The sequence below is a fragment of the Pectobacterium aroidearum genome, assembly GCF_041228105.1.
Taxonomy (GTDB): Bacteria; Pseudomonadota; Gammaproteobacteria; order Enterobacterales; family Enterobacteriaceae; genus Pectobacterium; species Pectobacterium aroidearum.
This window is the reverse complement of record NZ_CP166097.1, coordinates 3,569,524-3,584,771: the sequence shown is the minus strand read 5'-3', so window position 1 is coordinate 3,584,771 and position 15,248 is coordinate 3,569,524. Positions and strand designations below refer to the sequence as shown.

14 protein-coding genes and 1 tRNA gene are annotated in these 15,248 nt (G+C 52.2%); 7 read left to right on the top strand and 8 right to left on the bottom strand.

Annotated elements, in window-relative coordinates:
• Nucleotides 1-141: 141 nt before the first annotated feature.
• The 3 genes from galE to modE all read right to left on the bottom strand — a co-directional run bounded on the left by galE (nt 142) and on the right by modE (nt 3,670).
• Nucleotides 142-1,161 (bottom strand): UDP-glucose 4-epimerase GalE, encoded by a 1,020-nt coding sequence (gene galE, locus AB8809_RS16280; protein WP_349854983.1) that lies wholly within the window; start codon nt 1,159-1,161, stop codon nt 142-144.
• A 198-nt stretch (nt 1,162-1,359) separates the two neighbouring features.
• Nucleotides 1,360-2,835, bottom strand: coding sequence for a molybdate ABC transporter ATP-binding protein ModF (gene modF / locus AB8809_RS16275; RefSeq protein ID WP_349854982.1), 1,476 nt, complete (start codon nt 2,833-2,835; stop codon nt 1,360-1,362).
• A gap of 43 nt (nt 2,836-2,878) precedes the next feature.
• Nucleotides 2,879-3,670 carry a molybdenum-dependent transcriptional regulator gene (gene modE / locus AB8809_RS16270; protein WP_182099397.1) on the bottom strand — a complete coding sequence of 264 codons (792 nt, stop codon included), beginning with the start codon at nt 3,668-3,670 and terminating at the stop codon, nt 2,879-2,881.
• Between the two features lie 196 nt (nt 3,671-3,866).
• Between modE and AB8809_RS16265 the strand changes: the two genes are divergently transcribed.
• The 5 genes from AB8809_RS16265 (at nt 3,867) to AB8809_RS16245 (ending at nt 7,784) form a co-directional block, all read left to right on the top strand.
• Nucleotides 3,867-4,022 (top strand): AcrZ family multidrug efflux pump-associated protein, encoded by a 156-nt coding sequence (locus AB8809_RS16265; RefSeq protein ID WP_010285329.1) that lies wholly within the window; start codon nt 3,867-3,869, stop codon nt 4,020-4,022.
• Nucleotides 4,023-4,168: 146 nt separating this feature from the next.
• Complete coding sequence (gene modA, locus AB8809_RS16260; protein WP_015839545.1) at nt 4,169-4,939, top strand: molybdate ABC transporter substrate-binding protein; 771 nt, start codon at nt 4,169-4,171, stop codon at nt 4,937-4,939.
• Nucleotides 4,939-5,628, top strand: a complete 690-nt coding sequence (gene modB, locus AB8809_RS16255) for a molybdate ABC transporter permease subunit (RefSeq protein WP_015839546.1) — start codon at nt 4,939-4,941, stop codon at nt 5,626-5,628. Before modA ends, modB begins: the two co-directional genes overlap by 1 nt.
• Nucleotides 5,628-6,686, top strand: a complete 1,059-nt coding sequence (gene modC, locus AB8809_RS16250; RefSeq protein WP_349855482.1) for a molybdenum ABC transporter ATP-binding protein ModC — start codon at nt 5,628-5,630, stop codon at nt 6,684-6,686. Before modB ends, modC begins: the two co-directional genes overlap by 1 nt.
• Before the next feature lie 234 nt (nt 6,687-6,920).
• Nucleotides 6,921-7,784 (top strand): sugar phosphate isomerase/epimerase, encoded by an 864-nt coding sequence (locus AB8809_RS16245; RefSeq protein WP_349854979.1) that lies wholly within the window; start codon nt 6,921-6,923, stop codon nt 7,782-7,784.
• 76 nt (nt 7,785-7,860) lie between these two features.
• Here AB8809_RS16245 and AB8809_RS16240 read toward each other — a convergent pair whose 3' ends face one another.
• The 4 genes from AB8809_RS16240 to AB8809_RS16225 all read right to left on the bottom strand — a co-directional run bounded on the left by AB8809_RS16240 (nt 7,861) and on the right by AB8809_RS16225 (nt 12,567).
• Nucleotides 7,861-8,841 (bottom strand): LacI family DNA-binding transcriptional regulator, encoded by a 981-nt coding sequence (locus AB8809_RS16240; protein ID WP_015839549.1) that lies wholly within the window; start codon nt 8,839-8,841, stop codon nt 7,861-7,863.
• A gap of 124 nt (nt 8,842-8,965) precedes the next feature.
• Nucleotides 8,966-10,117, bottom strand: a complete 1,152-nt coding sequence (locus tag AB8809_RS16235) for a Gfo/Idh/MocA family oxidoreductase (RefSeq protein WP_349854977.1) — start codon at nt 10,115-10,117, stop codon at nt 8,966-8,968.
• Complete coding sequence (locus AB8809_RS16230) at nt 10,114-11,184, bottom strand: sugar phosphate isomerase/epimerase (RefSeq protein ID WP_349854976.1); 1,071 nt, start codon at nt 11,182-11,184, stop codon at nt 10,114-10,116. Before AB8809_RS16230 ends, AB8809_RS16235 begins: the two co-directional genes overlap by 4 nt.
• A gap of 138 nt (nt 11,185-11,322) precedes the next feature.
• Nucleotides 11,323-12,567: an MFS transporter gene (locus AB8809_RS16225; protein WP_369986529.1), complete on the bottom strand. Its 1,245-nt coding sequence runs from the start codon at nt 12,565-12,567 to the stop codon at nt 11,323-11,325.
• A 187-nt stretch (nt 12,568-12,754) separates the two neighbouring features.
• Here AB8809_RS16225 and glk point away from each other — a divergent pair, with 187 nt between their 5' ends.
• Entirely contained in the window at nt 12,755-13,720 is a 966-nt protein-coding gene (gene glk, locus AB8809_RS16220) for a glucokinase (protein ID WP_349854975.1), read from the top strand.
• 71 nt (nt 13,721-13,791) lie between these two features.
• Here glk and AB8809_RS16215 read toward each other — a convergent pair whose 3' ends face one another.
• The gene (locus AB8809_RS16215) at nt 13,792-14,613 is read right to left on the bottom strand and encodes a pyridoxal phosphatase (RefSeq protein WP_349854973.1); all 822 of its coding nucleotides are present in this window, start codon (nt 14,611-14,613) and stop codon (nt 13,792-13,794) included.
• Between the two features lie 270 nt (nt 14,614-14,883).
• Here AB8809_RS16215 and AB8809_RS16210 point away from each other — a divergent pair.
• Nucleotides 14,884-14,971, top strand: a tRNA-Ser gene (locus AB8809_RS16210).
• The last annotated feature ends 277 nt before the right edge of the window (nt 14,972-15,248 follow it).

Below are 15,248 nucleotides of genomic sequence, written 5' to 3'. Positions count from 1 at the left end.
GGTGCGCGCAATACTGGGAATTAAGCAGAAATGAGTTTGCTGACAAAGTACGCCATTCTCGTTCCGTAAATGGGTTTGTCAGCGGCCTGAATCAGCTCTGCTTATCTTCCCCTAATGTGTCATCTGACGTAAAAAACGCCGTTACGCTTCTTCGTACCCGTTGGGGTGGTTGGATTGCCAGCGCCAGGTGTCTTGCGCCATTTCTTTCAATGAGCGTGTGACTCGCCAGTTAAGATCTTTCGCTGCACGTTCTGCATCCGCCCAATAAGCAGGCAGATCGCCCTGTCGACGTGGGGAAAAATGGTGAGCGACGGGTTTACCACAAGCCTGACTAAAGGCTTCAACGACCTGCAATACACTGTAGCCTACGCCAGCACCCAAGTTATAAATGTGTACGCCAGCACGATTTTGCAGCGTGTTCATGGCGGCGATATGACCGTCAGCCAGATCGACGACATGGATGTAATCACGTACGCCAGTACCGTCAACGGTAGGATAGTCATTACCGAAGATTGCCAGAGAGTCGCGACGCCCGACGGCAACCTGGGCGATGTAAGGCATCAAGTTATTGGGCACGCCCTGCGGATCTTCGCCCATCTCACCTGATGGATGTGCGCCAACCGGGTTGAAATAACGCAACAGCGTAATACTCCATTCCGGCTCTGCATGTTGTAAGTCTTGCAGGATTTGCTCGACCATCAGCTTGCTGCGGCCATAGGGGCTGGCAGGGTGCCCCGTCGGGAAACTTTCCTGATAGGGCGTGCACGGCTGATCGCCATAGACGGTAGCTGATGAGCTAAAAATCAGGTTTTTCACGCCTGCTTTCTTCATTGCCTCAACCAGCACAAGCGTACCGTAGACGTTATTATCATAATAGCTCAGCGGTTCACGTACCGATTCCCCCACAGCTTTTAAACCGGCAAAGTGAATGACGGAATCAATTGAATGCTTAGCGAAAATGTCGTCCAGCAGTGCGCTGTCGCGGATATCTCCCTGATAAAAAATAGGCGTTTTGTCGGTTAAACGTGTAATGGTTTTAACGACGCTGGCCTTGCTGTTGCACAAGTTATCAAGAATGACGGGAGTGTGCCCGGCAGCCAACAATTGTACGCAAGTATGACTTCCTATGTAACCGCTACCACCTGTGACGAGAACGTTCATAATGACCCCTATTATCGCAATGCTGCAAAATAACATGGCTAGACGCTGAAGAAGGTGATCTACAGCGAGAATCTGCCTTTGTTATCGATGGTTTTCCGACAAAAAAACGTAGTAAAGCGTAGGCTACAGTGTAAATGAGCCTGGCTTTCTTCCCTACATTTTATTTTGTGGTAGCGTTATCATCCCTGTTTTTAGGCGTTATTTACATAACTCATCAATTTGGTAGCGATAGATGTCGTTGTGCGGGACAAAAGTGAGCCGGTGCGTGATGCACTCTGGCGCGTCTTCCGCGTGGTGAGAGACAAAGAGGAGTTGTGTTTCGCCCTCGCCAATCAGAATATCCAGCCAGCGGCGCACGAGTTGGCGATTGAGCGGATCGAGCCCCTGTAGGGGTTCGTCAAGAATGAGCAGGGCGGGGTGTTTGACTAACGCGCGAGCAATCAGCGTCAGACGCTGCTGACCCCAGGAGAGCGACTGAAATGGCGTATCGGCGATCGCGCCATTAAGCCCAAGCAAGGTGAGCCACTGTTCGGTCAGGTGACGCTGGCGGTCAGAAACGGCCTGATAAATACCGATAGAGTCAAAGAAACCCGACAGGATAACGTTACGCACGCTGGTGCTGACGCGGTAATCCAGATGGAAACTGCTGCTGACGTAGCCGATGTGGCGTTTGATATCCCAGATGGTTTCTCCGCTGCCGCGTTTGCGGCCAAATAGCGTGAGATCGTTACTGTAGCCTTGTGGATGATCGCCGGTAATCAGACTTAGCAGCGTCGATTTTCCTGCACCATTAGGGCCGACAATCTGCCAATGTTGTCCAGGTAGCACTTCCCATGTCAGCTCATGCAGAATAGGGCGATCGTTATACTGCACCACGCCGTTACGCAACTGAATGCGTGCTTCGTCAGCGGGAAGTGTCATATACCGCTGCGGATCTTCGGGTTCTGGCAGTGAGCTCCCCGACAGTTTCTCACTAAACGCGAGCTGAGCCACCAGCGCTTCTGAGAGGATCGTTTCACGCTCGCCGAGGCGGGTCAGCGTACAGTCTGCCAGTACACCAACATGGTTGATAAAGTCAGGGATGTCGTCAAAGCGATTGAGAATAAGCACCAGCGTATAACCCGTGCCGGCTAGTTTCCGCAGCTCATCGGCAAGCTGCTGACGCGAGGCAACGTCCAGCCCATCAAAAGGTTCATCGAGAATCAGCAAGTCGGGCTGGGTCATCAGTGCCTGACACAGCATCGCCTTACGGGTTTCCCCCGTAGAGAGGTACTTGAAACGGCGCTCCAGCAAATGTGCAATACCAAACTGCTGCGCCAGCTGTTGGCAACGTGCGGGGTCGTTGAGGCTGCCCTGGATCACTTCTGCCGTTGTGCGACCGGTGTCATCTTCCCCCTCGCTCAGTAGATCGGTGTTATTGCGTTGCCATTCGTCGGAAACCAGTTTTTGTAATTGTTCAAACGACAGACGAACGGGGCGTTGGAATCCCGTTGTTCGTTCACCACGCAATAGCGGCAGTTCACCGGATAGCGCCCGCGCCAGCGCCGATTTACCACTTCCGTTGGCCCCGACGAAGGCCCAGCACTGGTTTTCGTCGAGCGTCAGTTCGTCCAGATGCAGCATGCGGGTATCGCTGAGACGAAATAGTCCCTGCGTGATTTTCAACAATGACATTTTCTATCCTTCGTCAGTCGGCGATAAGCAATGTTGGTAAATGTTAGCAAAGCGTGGCGATGATAACCCTGTCGGCCTTGAAACAGGCCTTCACGTCTGTTCCCAGTTGCAACTTTTGCTGCTCAAGTAAGGCATTCGGCACCATCGCACATAGGGTTTCTCCCCCTGTCAGCGTAATCAGAACTTCACTGTTTTCTACACCGTGCTGAATGGCTTTAATTCGCCCGGGCAAGACGTTATCAACGGTGGGCACCGTGGACGTGGCGGCGTACACATCGATCCACGGTGCTTTAATCAGCGCAAGCACCTCTTTTCCTTTCTGTAATTGCAGACGTTCGGCGCTTTGCTGCGTAATCAGTGCGCTGATCGTTGTTTTACCATCGGCAAGTAAAATATCCAGATGTTGTTGCACCTGTTCTTCACCGCGTGCGAGCACGGTTCCAAAAAACTGGTTGCGTGCGCTGGTTTGCAGTGAGAAACGCGCGATAGCTGCCAGCAGGCTATCCAACGGCAGCCCGTCTTCCTGCAAGACATCAAAGGCTTTTTGCTGAATCTGCGCGAGCAAATCGTACAGTTGGAGAAGGCGTTCGCCGTAGCGGGTGAGCTGCGCGCCGCCGCCGCCTTTACCGCCGGTCATACGCTCGACGATGGTCTGCTCGGCTAGTTGGTTCATCTCATTGATGGCATCCCATGCGCTTTTATAGCTAATCCCCGCCAGCTTGGCACCCTGGCTGATTGAGCCGGTATGACGAATTTGCTTGAGCAATTCAATACGCCGCGGGTCGGCGAATAAACGCTGTTGGAGTTTCAGGGTGAGAAGAATTTCAGCCTGCATAATGAGAGCACCGTCGGTGAGTTTAATTCTCTGTATTGTCGCTATTTTCTTCATCAGGGGCAAATCGCACAAATAGACGCACTATTTTCTATTACTGCGGTAGACTACGTGGCAATTACGACGATCTCGGTTTACAGTGAAATAGCACATTCGACGAGCTAAAGTAGCGGTAACCGTTGCAATAAGTGAGGTAAGCATGTTGGAGTTGTTGAAGAGCCTGCTGTTTGCAGTTGCCATGGTTCCTGTGATGATGGTGGTTATCATGGGCGCAATTTATTGCCTGGGCGAAGTGTTTAACGTGTTGTCCCGCATCGGTCATTCTGACGGTCAGCGCGCAAAGAATCAGCATTGATTCACGATCCTTTCTTATTTTGATGTCCGGCTTCTGGCCGGACATTTCTTTTCTACCCCTCAACATCTACCTCTTTAAAGCGCATGACACTGCTTTATGATTCGTTATATCATTATTTACACAACGATAATTGTCAGGAGACAAGAATGAAGCAGCAATGGTTAAAATGGTTTGCCGCACTGACCCTCAGTGCAGGAATGGCGCTGCCTGCGGCAGCAGAAGATAAAGTTACTGTGTTTGCCGCCGCATCATTGACGAATGCGTTGCAGGAAATCGCCACGCAATATCAGAAAGAGAAAAACGTTGCCGTCGTGGCGTCTTACGCATCCTCTTCAACACTGGCACGTCAGATTGAGCAAGGTGCGCCTGCCGATCTGTTCATTTCTGCTGACCAGCAGTGGATGGACTACGCGCAGGACAAAAACCTGATGGATACCGCCACGCGTCACACGCTGCTGGGCAATGAGCTGGTGGTTATTGCGCCGAAGGCGAGTGCGCAGAAAGATATCAACATTGACGATAAAACTGACTGGAAAAGCCTGCTGAAAGGCGGACGTCTGGCTGTTGGCGACCCGGATCATGTGCCTGCCGGCATCTATGCCAAAGAAGCGTTACAGAATCTGAAAGCCTGGGATGAACTCTCCCCGCTGATGGCGCGTGCGAACAACGTGCGTGCAGCAATGGCGCTGGTGGAACGTGAAGAAGCGCCTCTGGGCATCGTTTACGGTTCTGACGCGGTTGCCAGCGACAAAGTTAAGGTTGTTGGTACGTTCCCGGCAACGAGCCATAAGCCTGTTGAATATCCGATGGCGATAGTAAAAGAACATAAAAACCCAGCGGTTACCGGTTTTTATGACTACCTGAAAACGCCGGAAGCAGCAGCCGTATTTAAACGCTATGGCTTCGCGCCACGTTAATGATGCTGAGTGATTACGAATGGCAGGCGGTTGAGCTGAGCCTCAAGGTTTCCGTTGTGGCTGTAGCATGCAGCTTGCCGTTTGGGATACTGATGGCGTGGATTTTGGTGCGCTGTCGGTTCCCCGGCAAATCGCTGTTGGATAGCATTATCCATTTACCTCTGGTGTTACCACCCGTGGTTATTGGTTATCTGCTGCTGGTGGCGATGGGAAGACGCGGCGTAATCGGTTCCTGGCTCTATGACTGGTTCGGCTTCAGCTTTAGTTTTAGCTGGCGCGGAGCCGCATTAGCGTCGGCGATTGTCGCGTTCCCGCTGATGGTTCGAGCAATTCGGTTGTCACTGGATGCCGTCGATAAGCATCTGGAGCAGGCCGCTCGAACGCTGGGTGCTACACCCTGGCGCGTGTTTTTCACCATTACATTACCTCTCTCTTTTCCCGGCATTGTTGTGGGAACCGTATTGGCGTTTGCCCGTTCGCTTGGCGAATTCGGCGCGACAATTACGTTTGTTTCTAATATTCCCGGCGAAACCCGAACCATTCCACTGGCGATGTATACCCTGATCGAAACGCCCGGTGCGGAGGCTGATGCAGCAAGGCTGTGTATCATTGCCATTGTCTTGTCGCTGGCTGCGCTGTTGGCATCGGAATGGTTAACAAACTGGAGCCGCAAGCGGTTGGGGGGATAATGCTGCAACTCGATTTTCATCAACAGTTGGGTAGCCTCGAACTTCGCGTTCAGTCTGAACTGCCTGCGAACGGGATTACCGCGATTTTCGGCGTGTCTGGCGCAGGGAAAACCTCGCTCATCAATGCCGTTGTTGGCCTGACTCGTCCGGATAGCGGACGGATTGTGCTCAATAATCATGTCTTGGTGGATACGCAGCAGCGTATTTTTCTTCCACCGGAAAAGCGCCGAATCGGCTATGTATTTCAGGATTCTCGCCTGTTTCCACATTATCGCGTACGTGGCAATTTACGTTACGGTATGGCTGAGACTATGGAATCGCAGTTCGATGACATCGTCAATTTACTGGGTATCGAACCGTTGCTGAATCGCTATCCACGAACGTTGTCCGGTGGAGAAAAACAGCGCGTCGCGATTGGCCGGGCATTGCTCACCGCGCCGGAACTGCTGCTCATGGATGAACCGCTGGCATCGCTGGATTTGCCCAGAAAGCGTGAGCTGTTGCCGTATCTGGAGCGTCTGGCGAAAGAGGTCAATATTCCGATTCTGTATGTCAGCCACAGTCTGGAAGAGATTGTCCGATTAGCCGATCATGTCGTGGTGCTCGATAAAGGCAAAGTGAAAGCACAGGGCGTGCTGGAAGAGGTGTGGGCAAGTAGCGCACTACGCCCCTGGTTACCGAAAGAAGAGCAGAGCAGTATTCTGAGTGCGCGCGTGTTGGCTCAACATGAGCATTACGCGATGACGGCGCTGGCATTAGGCGACCAGCAGGTGTGGGTCGGTAAAGTCGAACTGCCGCAGGATGCTGCATTGCGTATTCGTGTGAATGCTGCTGATGTCTCTCTGGTACTACAGCCGCCGGAAAAAAGCAGTATCCGTAATGTGCTGTGTGCCAGCGTGGTGGAATACCTTGATGTAGACGGGCAGGTTGAAGTAAAACTCGCGGTCGGTCAGCAGACGCTGTGGTCCCGTATCACACCGTGGGCACGGGACGATCTCGCACTCCATCCTGGGCAAACGCTCTATGCGCAGGTTAAGAGTGTGTCCATTACGGCGTAAACACAGGCTGAGCGATGTGGCAGTGACACATCGCTTGGTTTGATGCGTTAACCTCGCTTTATTCTGTGACTAAGATAGCAAAATGAATATTGAGAGTGATTTTCAATTCGTTTTTCCTACCGTGTGAACAACGTTGTCAGATAGATTATCCCCGCGTTGTTATTTTTTCATCATAAAAGTAATCGATTACTTTTTGTTTTCACCTGTGCTACGGGATAAAAATAGGAGAAGGATATGCCTTGTATGACGTTATTGCGCCGTGCGTTCGCTATACCGCTGTTATTAATGGTTTCATCCGGTTTGGCGCTTGCCGAGCGTCCAGCAGAAAACCAGAAGATAGCGTTGCAGATGTATACGCTGCGTAGTGTGAATACGCTTGATGAGCAATTTTCCATGGCGCGCAACGCCGGGTTTAAGGCGGTTGAGCTTGTGGGAACGCACGGTATTAGCGCGTCAGAAATGAAAGGGTTACTGGGGAAATATCAGTTAAAAGCGATTGCTGCGCATGTCCAGTTTGGCGAACTGAAAAGCAATATGGCTGAGGTTGTCGCCTTTAACAAGGCCATCGGCAATCGCATGATTATCGTGCCGTGGCTCAATGTTGAAGATCGCCCGAATAGCGCAGAGGGATGGCAGCGCTTTGGTGCGGAAATGAACGATCTTGGGCGTGAATTGAAGAAGCAGGGCATGCAACTGGCTTATCACAACCATAATTTTGAGATGAAGAAGTATCGCGGCAAAACGGCGCTGGAAATTATGTTAGATGCTGCAGAGCCAGAAAATCTGATGCTGGAAATGGATGTTGCCTGGGTATCCCGCGGAGGGCAGGATCCGGTGCGTCTTCTGCGCCACTACAAAGGGCGTATCTACTCGATTCATGCGAAAGACAATACGTCTATCGGCATCCGCGATGACGAAATGAACTTTGCCCCACCGGGCGAGGGTATTTTGGCGTGGGAAGAGATTATTCCGGCAGCGGCTAAAGCAGGCACGCACTGGTTTGTTGCTGAACATGACTTGCCGAAGGATCCGCAGGCCATTATTTCCGCCGCTTACCAGTCTCTGTATGAAAAACTGAGCAAGGTGAAAAGTAAGTAAGGAGTAGCTATCAACCTGCGGTCAGCGTGCCGCAGGTGGTAAGAAATGGGATAGCGAAAAATGAATGTTGCGTGGGTTAGCTGGATGCCCGTTCGACAAACGTCCATTCCAGTAAGCGTTTTTCTGTTTTGCTGTCAGGCTGGTCAATCTGTTGCAATAAGAGCTTCACGGCTTCTCTGCCGATATGCGCGGACGGCTGCTGAATGGTACTGAGCTGGGGGGACGTGATGTAACCCAGCTCTGAGCCGTCGAAACCGATCACCGCAATATCCTGTGGGGCACTTAGCCCCGCCTCACAGATTGCCGACAGCGCGCCTGCTGCTAATGTATCGGACACCACAAAGACGGCATCCGGCCGATCCGGCGCGTTAAGCAGCGCCGCCATTGCCGCCTTTCCACCCTGATAGCTTAACGTGCTGGCATATTCGACTTTGTCATAATCAGATGCATTCTCCGCGAGTGCATCGCGATAACCTTTCTCTCGCTGCTGGGCGTAGAGGTAATTCATATCGTGGTTAATCATGGCGATACGGCGACGGCCTTTGCCAATAAAGTGATTAATCACAAAGCGGGAGGCCTCCGCGTTATCAATACCAACAGATGAAATGGCGGACGTATCGTCATGCTCGGCGCACTGTACCCAAGGTGCGGTGCCAATCATGTCCTGAAGCGCAGAAAGCGTTGAAATCGCGTCCATGGTGATCACGCCATCGACCATTTTACCGGACAGCAGTTGCAGGCTGGAGTGGGCGCGAACAATATCGGCACCTGAATTGCACAGAAGAATACGGTAGCCGTTTTCTTCCGCTTCTGACTCGATACCTTTTACGACATCGGCGCAGAAGGGGTTGGCAATGTTGGAAACCATGACCAATAGCATATGGCTGCGTGCGGTACGTAGCTGGCGGGCCAGTAAGTTCGGCTGATAATTGCTGCTTTTTATCGCATTGAGAACACGTTCCCGGTTTTGCGGTTTCACGGTATCAATGTTATTCAACACCCGAGAAACGGTGGCGACCGAGACACCCGCTATCCGTGCTATTTTTTGAATCGACATAATTCAGAAGGCACTCACGCTACTTATGCTTGGCTGAGCAGATTACCATAAATATCTCTGGCTGCATCCCGCAGGCGTTGCACCTGCGGGATGAATAACATAAGAGAATGAACGGCCTGATGCCTTAATTAGCGACCTTCACCCACGTTTGCTGCTGATGGCTTTGCACAATGGCGTCAATGATGAACATGATGTTCGCACCGTCGTAGAAGGTGGCGAAGTTGCACGGATCGACACTCGGGCGTTTGCCGTCACGCAGATAGGCGTAAAAATTTGCCATCATATTCTTGAACGCATCTGGCCAGCCTTCGATATGCCCGCCGGGGAAGTGGACGGCGGCGGCAGCTTCCGGGGTCAATAGCCCAGGGTCGTCCGACAATAGCTGATTTGGCTTATCGCGATGGCCGATCCACAGCTGCTGTGGGGTTTCCTGATCCCAGGCTAATGATCGCTCACTGCCATTTACTTCAAACGTCAGGCGGTTTTTCCGGCCAGCGCTAACCTGAGAAACGGTAAAGGAACCACGGCTGCCATCATCAAAACGCAGTAAAACCGTCGCGTAATCTTCGGTTTTGACCGGCTTGTCGTCGTATTCAAGTGGCGCATCGGACGATGAAAACGTGGCACTGCCGTTGCGATTGGATTTTCGGATTGGATGGACGATGGCGCAATCCGCGAAAACCTCGACAATTTTCCGGCCGGAAATGAATTGCACCGTGTCACACCAGTGTGAACCGATATCGGCCACCGCGCGGGAAATGCCGCCGTACTCCGGTTCAACGCGCCAGTTATAGTCGGTGTCACGCAGCATCCAGTCTTGCAGATAGCCGCCGTGTACCGCAAAGAGGCGGCCTATCTCCTGACGCTTAATCATGCTGGCAGCCTGTTGCACCATACCAAACTGGCGATAAACAAAGCTGACGCCGTGGACAACGCCTTTTTCTTCCGCCAGCGCCACCAGTTCACGCGCTTCTTCACTGGTCATACACAGCGGCTTTTCCGAAAAGACATGCTTGCCGGCCTGAATAATCTGCTTATTGATCGCGGCATGGAGATGGTTTGGCGTGCAGTTGTGGATCGCATCAATATCTGGATGATTTAACAACTCAGCGACGCTGCCGTAGGCATGAGGGATATTAAGCTGTCGGGCTTTCTGCTGAGCCATATCCAGCGAGTTTTCTGCCAGCGCCACCACCTCAACAAAACCAAGACGCCGAATCGCTTCTATATGCGCCGGGCCAATAAAACCGGAACCAATAATGCCAACGCGGATCATCCTGCGCTCTCCTCTTTTAATCCCAACATTTTTCTGACCAACGGACGATCGTCGCGGGTGACGGCGAAATCGTCAAAAGCGCGCTGAGCGACGGGAATAATATGGCGATTGATAAACGCCGCCCCTTCTTTCGCGCCGCAATTACTGTCTTTCAGGCAGCATTCCCACTCCAGCACGGCCCAGCCGTCGTAATCGTACTGAGCGAGTTTGCTGAAAATTGCGCCAAAATCGATCTGGCCATCTCCCGGTGAACGGAAACGCCCGGCGCGTTCCGCCCATGACTGATAGCCGCCATACACGCCGCTTTTGCTCGATGCGGTAAATTCCGCATCTTTCACATGGAACGCTTTGATTCGCGCATGGTAACGATCGATAAAACCGAGGTAGTCCATCTGCTGCAAATGCATATGGCTGGGATCGTAAAGAATGTTGGCGCGCGGATGGTGATTGACGACATCAAGGAAGCGTTCAAAGGTCACGCCATCGTGCAAATCTTCTCCGGGGTGAAGCTCGTAGCACACGTCCACACCGTACTCGTCAAAACAGTCGAGGATCGGCGTCCACAGACGGCCGAGTTCTTTAAAAGCCTCCTGGATCAGGGCGTCTTTACGCGGTGGCCAGGGGTAAAAATAAGGCCAGGCCAGCGCACCTGAAAACGTAGCGTGAGCGTTTAGCCCTAAGCGTGAAGAGGCTTTTGCTGCCTGCTTGATTGCCGCGATAGCCCACTGTTGGCGAGCTTGCGGATTGCGACGGTAGGCTGGGGGGGCGAAATCATCAAAGGCATCGTCATACGCGGGGTGGACGGCAACGAGCTGTCCTTCCAGATGGGTCGACAGTTCGCTGATGGCCAGCCCGTGCTGTGCCAGCAGGCCTTTCACCTCATCACAATAAGTTTGGCTATCGGCGGCCGTCGCCAGATCGAAAATATGTGGATGGTTACAGGGAATTTGCAGCGCTTTAAAGCCTAATCCGGCTGCCCATTGCGCCAGATTTTCCAGCGTGTTAAAGGGAGCCTGATCGCCAATATACTGGGCGAGAAAAATACCCGGTCCTTTTAACGTTTTCATTATTACCTCCTTTGGCAACGGGGTTGGGGTCATGAGTACCGTTGCACGATTGCGATAGCCGTAGCGGAAAATTCGTTGGGATGAGGTGCTCCAGGCGGCCTCATCCCGTTTTCTCCTTAAATAATCCGTATCAGACGGTTAGATCCGTTCCTCTTTATATTTGAACGAGAAGAGAAAAATGATGGCGATGGCGGCAGCGGCAACGGCGGGGATCCACCAGAAAGAAGTCCAGATCGCGGGCTCATTTAGTGCACCGTTGTCGAAGAGGCGGTTATAAATTGCGCCGGAAACCTGTGACCCGAGCAGCATGCCGATACCGTAGGTGAATAGAACCACCAGACTTTGTGCCTGACCTTTGATTTTTTCTCCGGCGATGCGGTCGGTGTAGATGAAGCCAATGACGAAGAAGAAGTCATAGCACACGCCGTGCAGCAGGATACCGAGATAGAGCAGCCAACGGGTTTCTTCGCTCACGCCGAGTGCGAAGAACGCATAGCGTACGAACCACGCCAACATGCCGATGAACAGCATGTATTTCACGCCCAGTCTTCTAAACAGCAGCGGAATGATCAGCATGAAGAAGATTTCGGACATTTGGCCGAACGACATGGCGGTGCTGACGTTGCTGATGCCGACATCGCTCAGGAAGGATGCGGTGTAAGCGTAGTAGGTGCCCAGCGGAATAGAGATCAGCATGGCGCAGATGGCAAAAACCAGGAAATGGCTTTTCTTCAGCAGCGCAAACGCATCGGCACAGAACAGATCGCGCAGCGCCAGCGGCAAGCCTTTAGCGGGGGCAGGGGTATGCGGCAGTGTCAGGCTGTAGGCTGCCAGAATGGCGGAACACGCGGCAGCGACGTAGAAAATAGTGACGCTTGCGGAGATGCCAGCCATCCCGATACAGACACCGGCGACGATCCAGCCGATCGTGCCGAAGACTCGTACGACAGGGAAGCTCTTCTCGCTGTTGTTCAGATTATGGAACGCAATGTTGTTGGTTAGTGCCAGCGTAGGCATAAAGCACAGCGTGTAGGCGAACAGGAGGATCAGCAACTGTGTGCCGTTCTCACTGGTCAGCGCGTTGGGTACAAAGAACAGAATGACGGCACCTGCCAGATGCAGCAGCGCCATGACTTTCTGCGAGGGGAAGAAGCGATCAACCACCATACCCAGCACAAACGGGGACAGGATCGAGGCGATCGGCGCGGCAGAGAAGGCGTCGCCAATCATGGCAGCCAGGTTATGTTGCGTCATAACCAGACCTAACGTAACCGACCATGAACCCCAGATGAAGAACTCTAAAAACATCATGAGCGACAGTCTGGGAACCACGAAAGCCGGTTGTAACGATTTGATAGCTGTGTTTTCAGATGAAGAAACCATGCGGTATCCCTCTTAAAAGTAATCGATTACAATTTGTGTTTTTTAAATGTAATCGATTACTTTTGGCTTAACCGCAGCTTTTAGCCATAAATGAGATCCTTATCACTAGAAAGTTATATAGCCATAGCGTAGCTGGCTGTTTTCGCGCAATGATCGGGTATCTGCTTTGCTTGAGGGGAAAAGAAGAATGACGCACTTTGTTTTAGTGGGCGATGTCGGCGGCACCAATACGCGTTTGGCGCTGTGTGACGCTATGACGGGCGAACTGTCGCAAATCGAAACTTATTCCGGGCTGGATTTCCCTTCTCTGGAAGGGGCGATCCGGGATTATCTCGACTCGCGACAGGTCACGGTGCAGGATGCCTGTATCGCGATTGCCTGCCCGATTACTGGTGACTGGGTGGCGATGACGAATCACACCTGGGCATTTTCCATCGCTGAAATGAAAGCGAGCTTGGGTTTACGCCACTTTGAGGTCATCAACGACTTTACCGCCGTTTCTATGGCGGTGCCGGTGTTGGGGAGTGAGAGTCTGCTCCAGTTCGGCGGCGGAGAGCCTGTGCCGGGTAAGCCTGTTGCCGTATATGGTGCAGGTACGGGGTTAGGCGTCGCTCATCTGGTGCATGCTGCCGGTCAATGGATTAGTTTGCCGGGTGAGGGTGGGCACGTGGATTTCGCGTCTAATAGCGACGAAGAAGACAACATTCTGGCAGTATTGCGCCAGTCGCTGGGGCATGTTTCCGCAGAGCGCTTACTCTCCGGGCAGGGGCTGGTGAATATTTATCGTGCCGTGGTGCTGTCCGATAATCGCACACCGGAGGCGCTGGAACCGAAAGATATTACCGAGCGTGCTGTTAATCATACGGACGTGGATTGTCGCCGCGCGCTGTCGTTATTCTGCGTCATTATGGGGCGCTTCGGTGGCAATCTGGCGTTAAATTTAGGCACATTTGGCGGTGTTTATATTGCGGGCGGTATCGTACCGCGCTTTCTTGAGTTTTTTAAAGCTTCCGGCTTTCGGGCGGCTTTTGAAGACAAAGGGCGGTTTAAAGGCTATATGCAGGATATTCCCGTGTACCTGATTACCCATGAACAGCCGGGATTAATGGGGGCGGGCGCTTACTTGAGACAGGTGCTGGGCAACGCGCTGTAAGTCAGCTTGATAGTCAAACGCCATCAGGCAAAGTGAGGTACGACTCACTCGCCTGATGGCGTCATCGTTGGTTATGCCAGAATGCGGGTGCGGATGACATCGGCGATGCTGGGTTCCTCATTACTGCCAATCACCAGATCGGCACGCGCTTTGATTTCGTCAGCGCTGTTGCCCATGGCGACCCCCAATCCTACGCCTTCCAGCATGCTGATATCGTTAAAGTTGTCGCCGAATGCCACGACGTCTTTCATGCTGATGCCCTGTTCGCCAAGCCATTGCTGGAGCAGTTTGCCTTTGCTATTGCCGGTTTGTGCGATATCAACCTGATCTTGCCACGACCACTCGCAGGCCAGTCCGAGTTGCTTTTCAACTTCTGCGGCAAAATGGTTCAGTGTGGGGACATCGGCGTGCGTGGTCGCGAATTTCCAGATAGCGTGCGATGCTTCCGTTTGACGCACCAGATTTTCCACCTGCGCAAAACGCGGGCGCTGTTGTTCCGGCAGGTTAGCCGCCCACGCTAGTGTGCGAACCACGTGTCCGGTAGGGCACTGATAATACATATCGTCATCGGCATACATCAGCCCATGAATATCAAATTCATCCAATAGCGTAATGACATTTTTCGCCTGTTCCACTGAGAGCGGATTGGTGTGCGATGCCTGACCCTGCTGGTAATCATAGACATAGGTGCCGTTACAGCAGATGGCGGGCGTATCCAACTGCAATCCCTGATAAAAAGGGTGAATGGCAGAGTGGTGACGCCCGGTGACAATCATCACTTTTATACCTTGCTGGCGAGCCAGCGCGAGTGCGCTCAGAGATTCGGGGAGGATTTTTTTCTGTTGATTCAGCAGGGTACCATCAAGATCAAGTGCAATTACTCGGTAGGTCATCGTTGTCTCGCAAATAAAAATGTGGATATCGAATGAGCCTTACGATAAAGGACGCGGCGAGAAATAGACAGACAACAACGAGATAAAAGTGTCTGGGATCCATTTGATGACGAAAGATGTCGTGCGGTGGGAAGTCAGGCCAAACGCGAAGTGTGGTAACACTATTGTCGATTTTCTATACTTTCAACGGCTTATCATCTATTTTTTAAGCAATTGACCAAAACGCGGCTTTACAATGTGCGACGTACTGTTTATAGTGCGCGTCATTGCGGAGGAGTGGCCGAGTGGTTGAAGGCACCGGTCTTGAAAACCGGCGACGCGAAAGTGTTCTAGAGTTCGAATCTCTACTCCTCCGCCACAAAATTCAACGGGTTAGCTTAGGCTAACCCGTTTTCGTTTCCGTCTGTTGGCTACCTTAACTACGAAAATTGTATCGCTATTCAGAAGGCGTTAGTGCTGGCTAGTTTTGTTCTTCTGTCTTAGGTCATTCCTCTATATTTCCGCTTTGTGCCCCTAGAATAACTACCTATTGTGGTCGCTCCTTTCATCAACAGATATGCCTTCGCTGTAATACCGCAAAAATGACATCTTAATTCCTGCCCCTGCTTAATAGCTGCCTTTCTGCGAACGTTGCC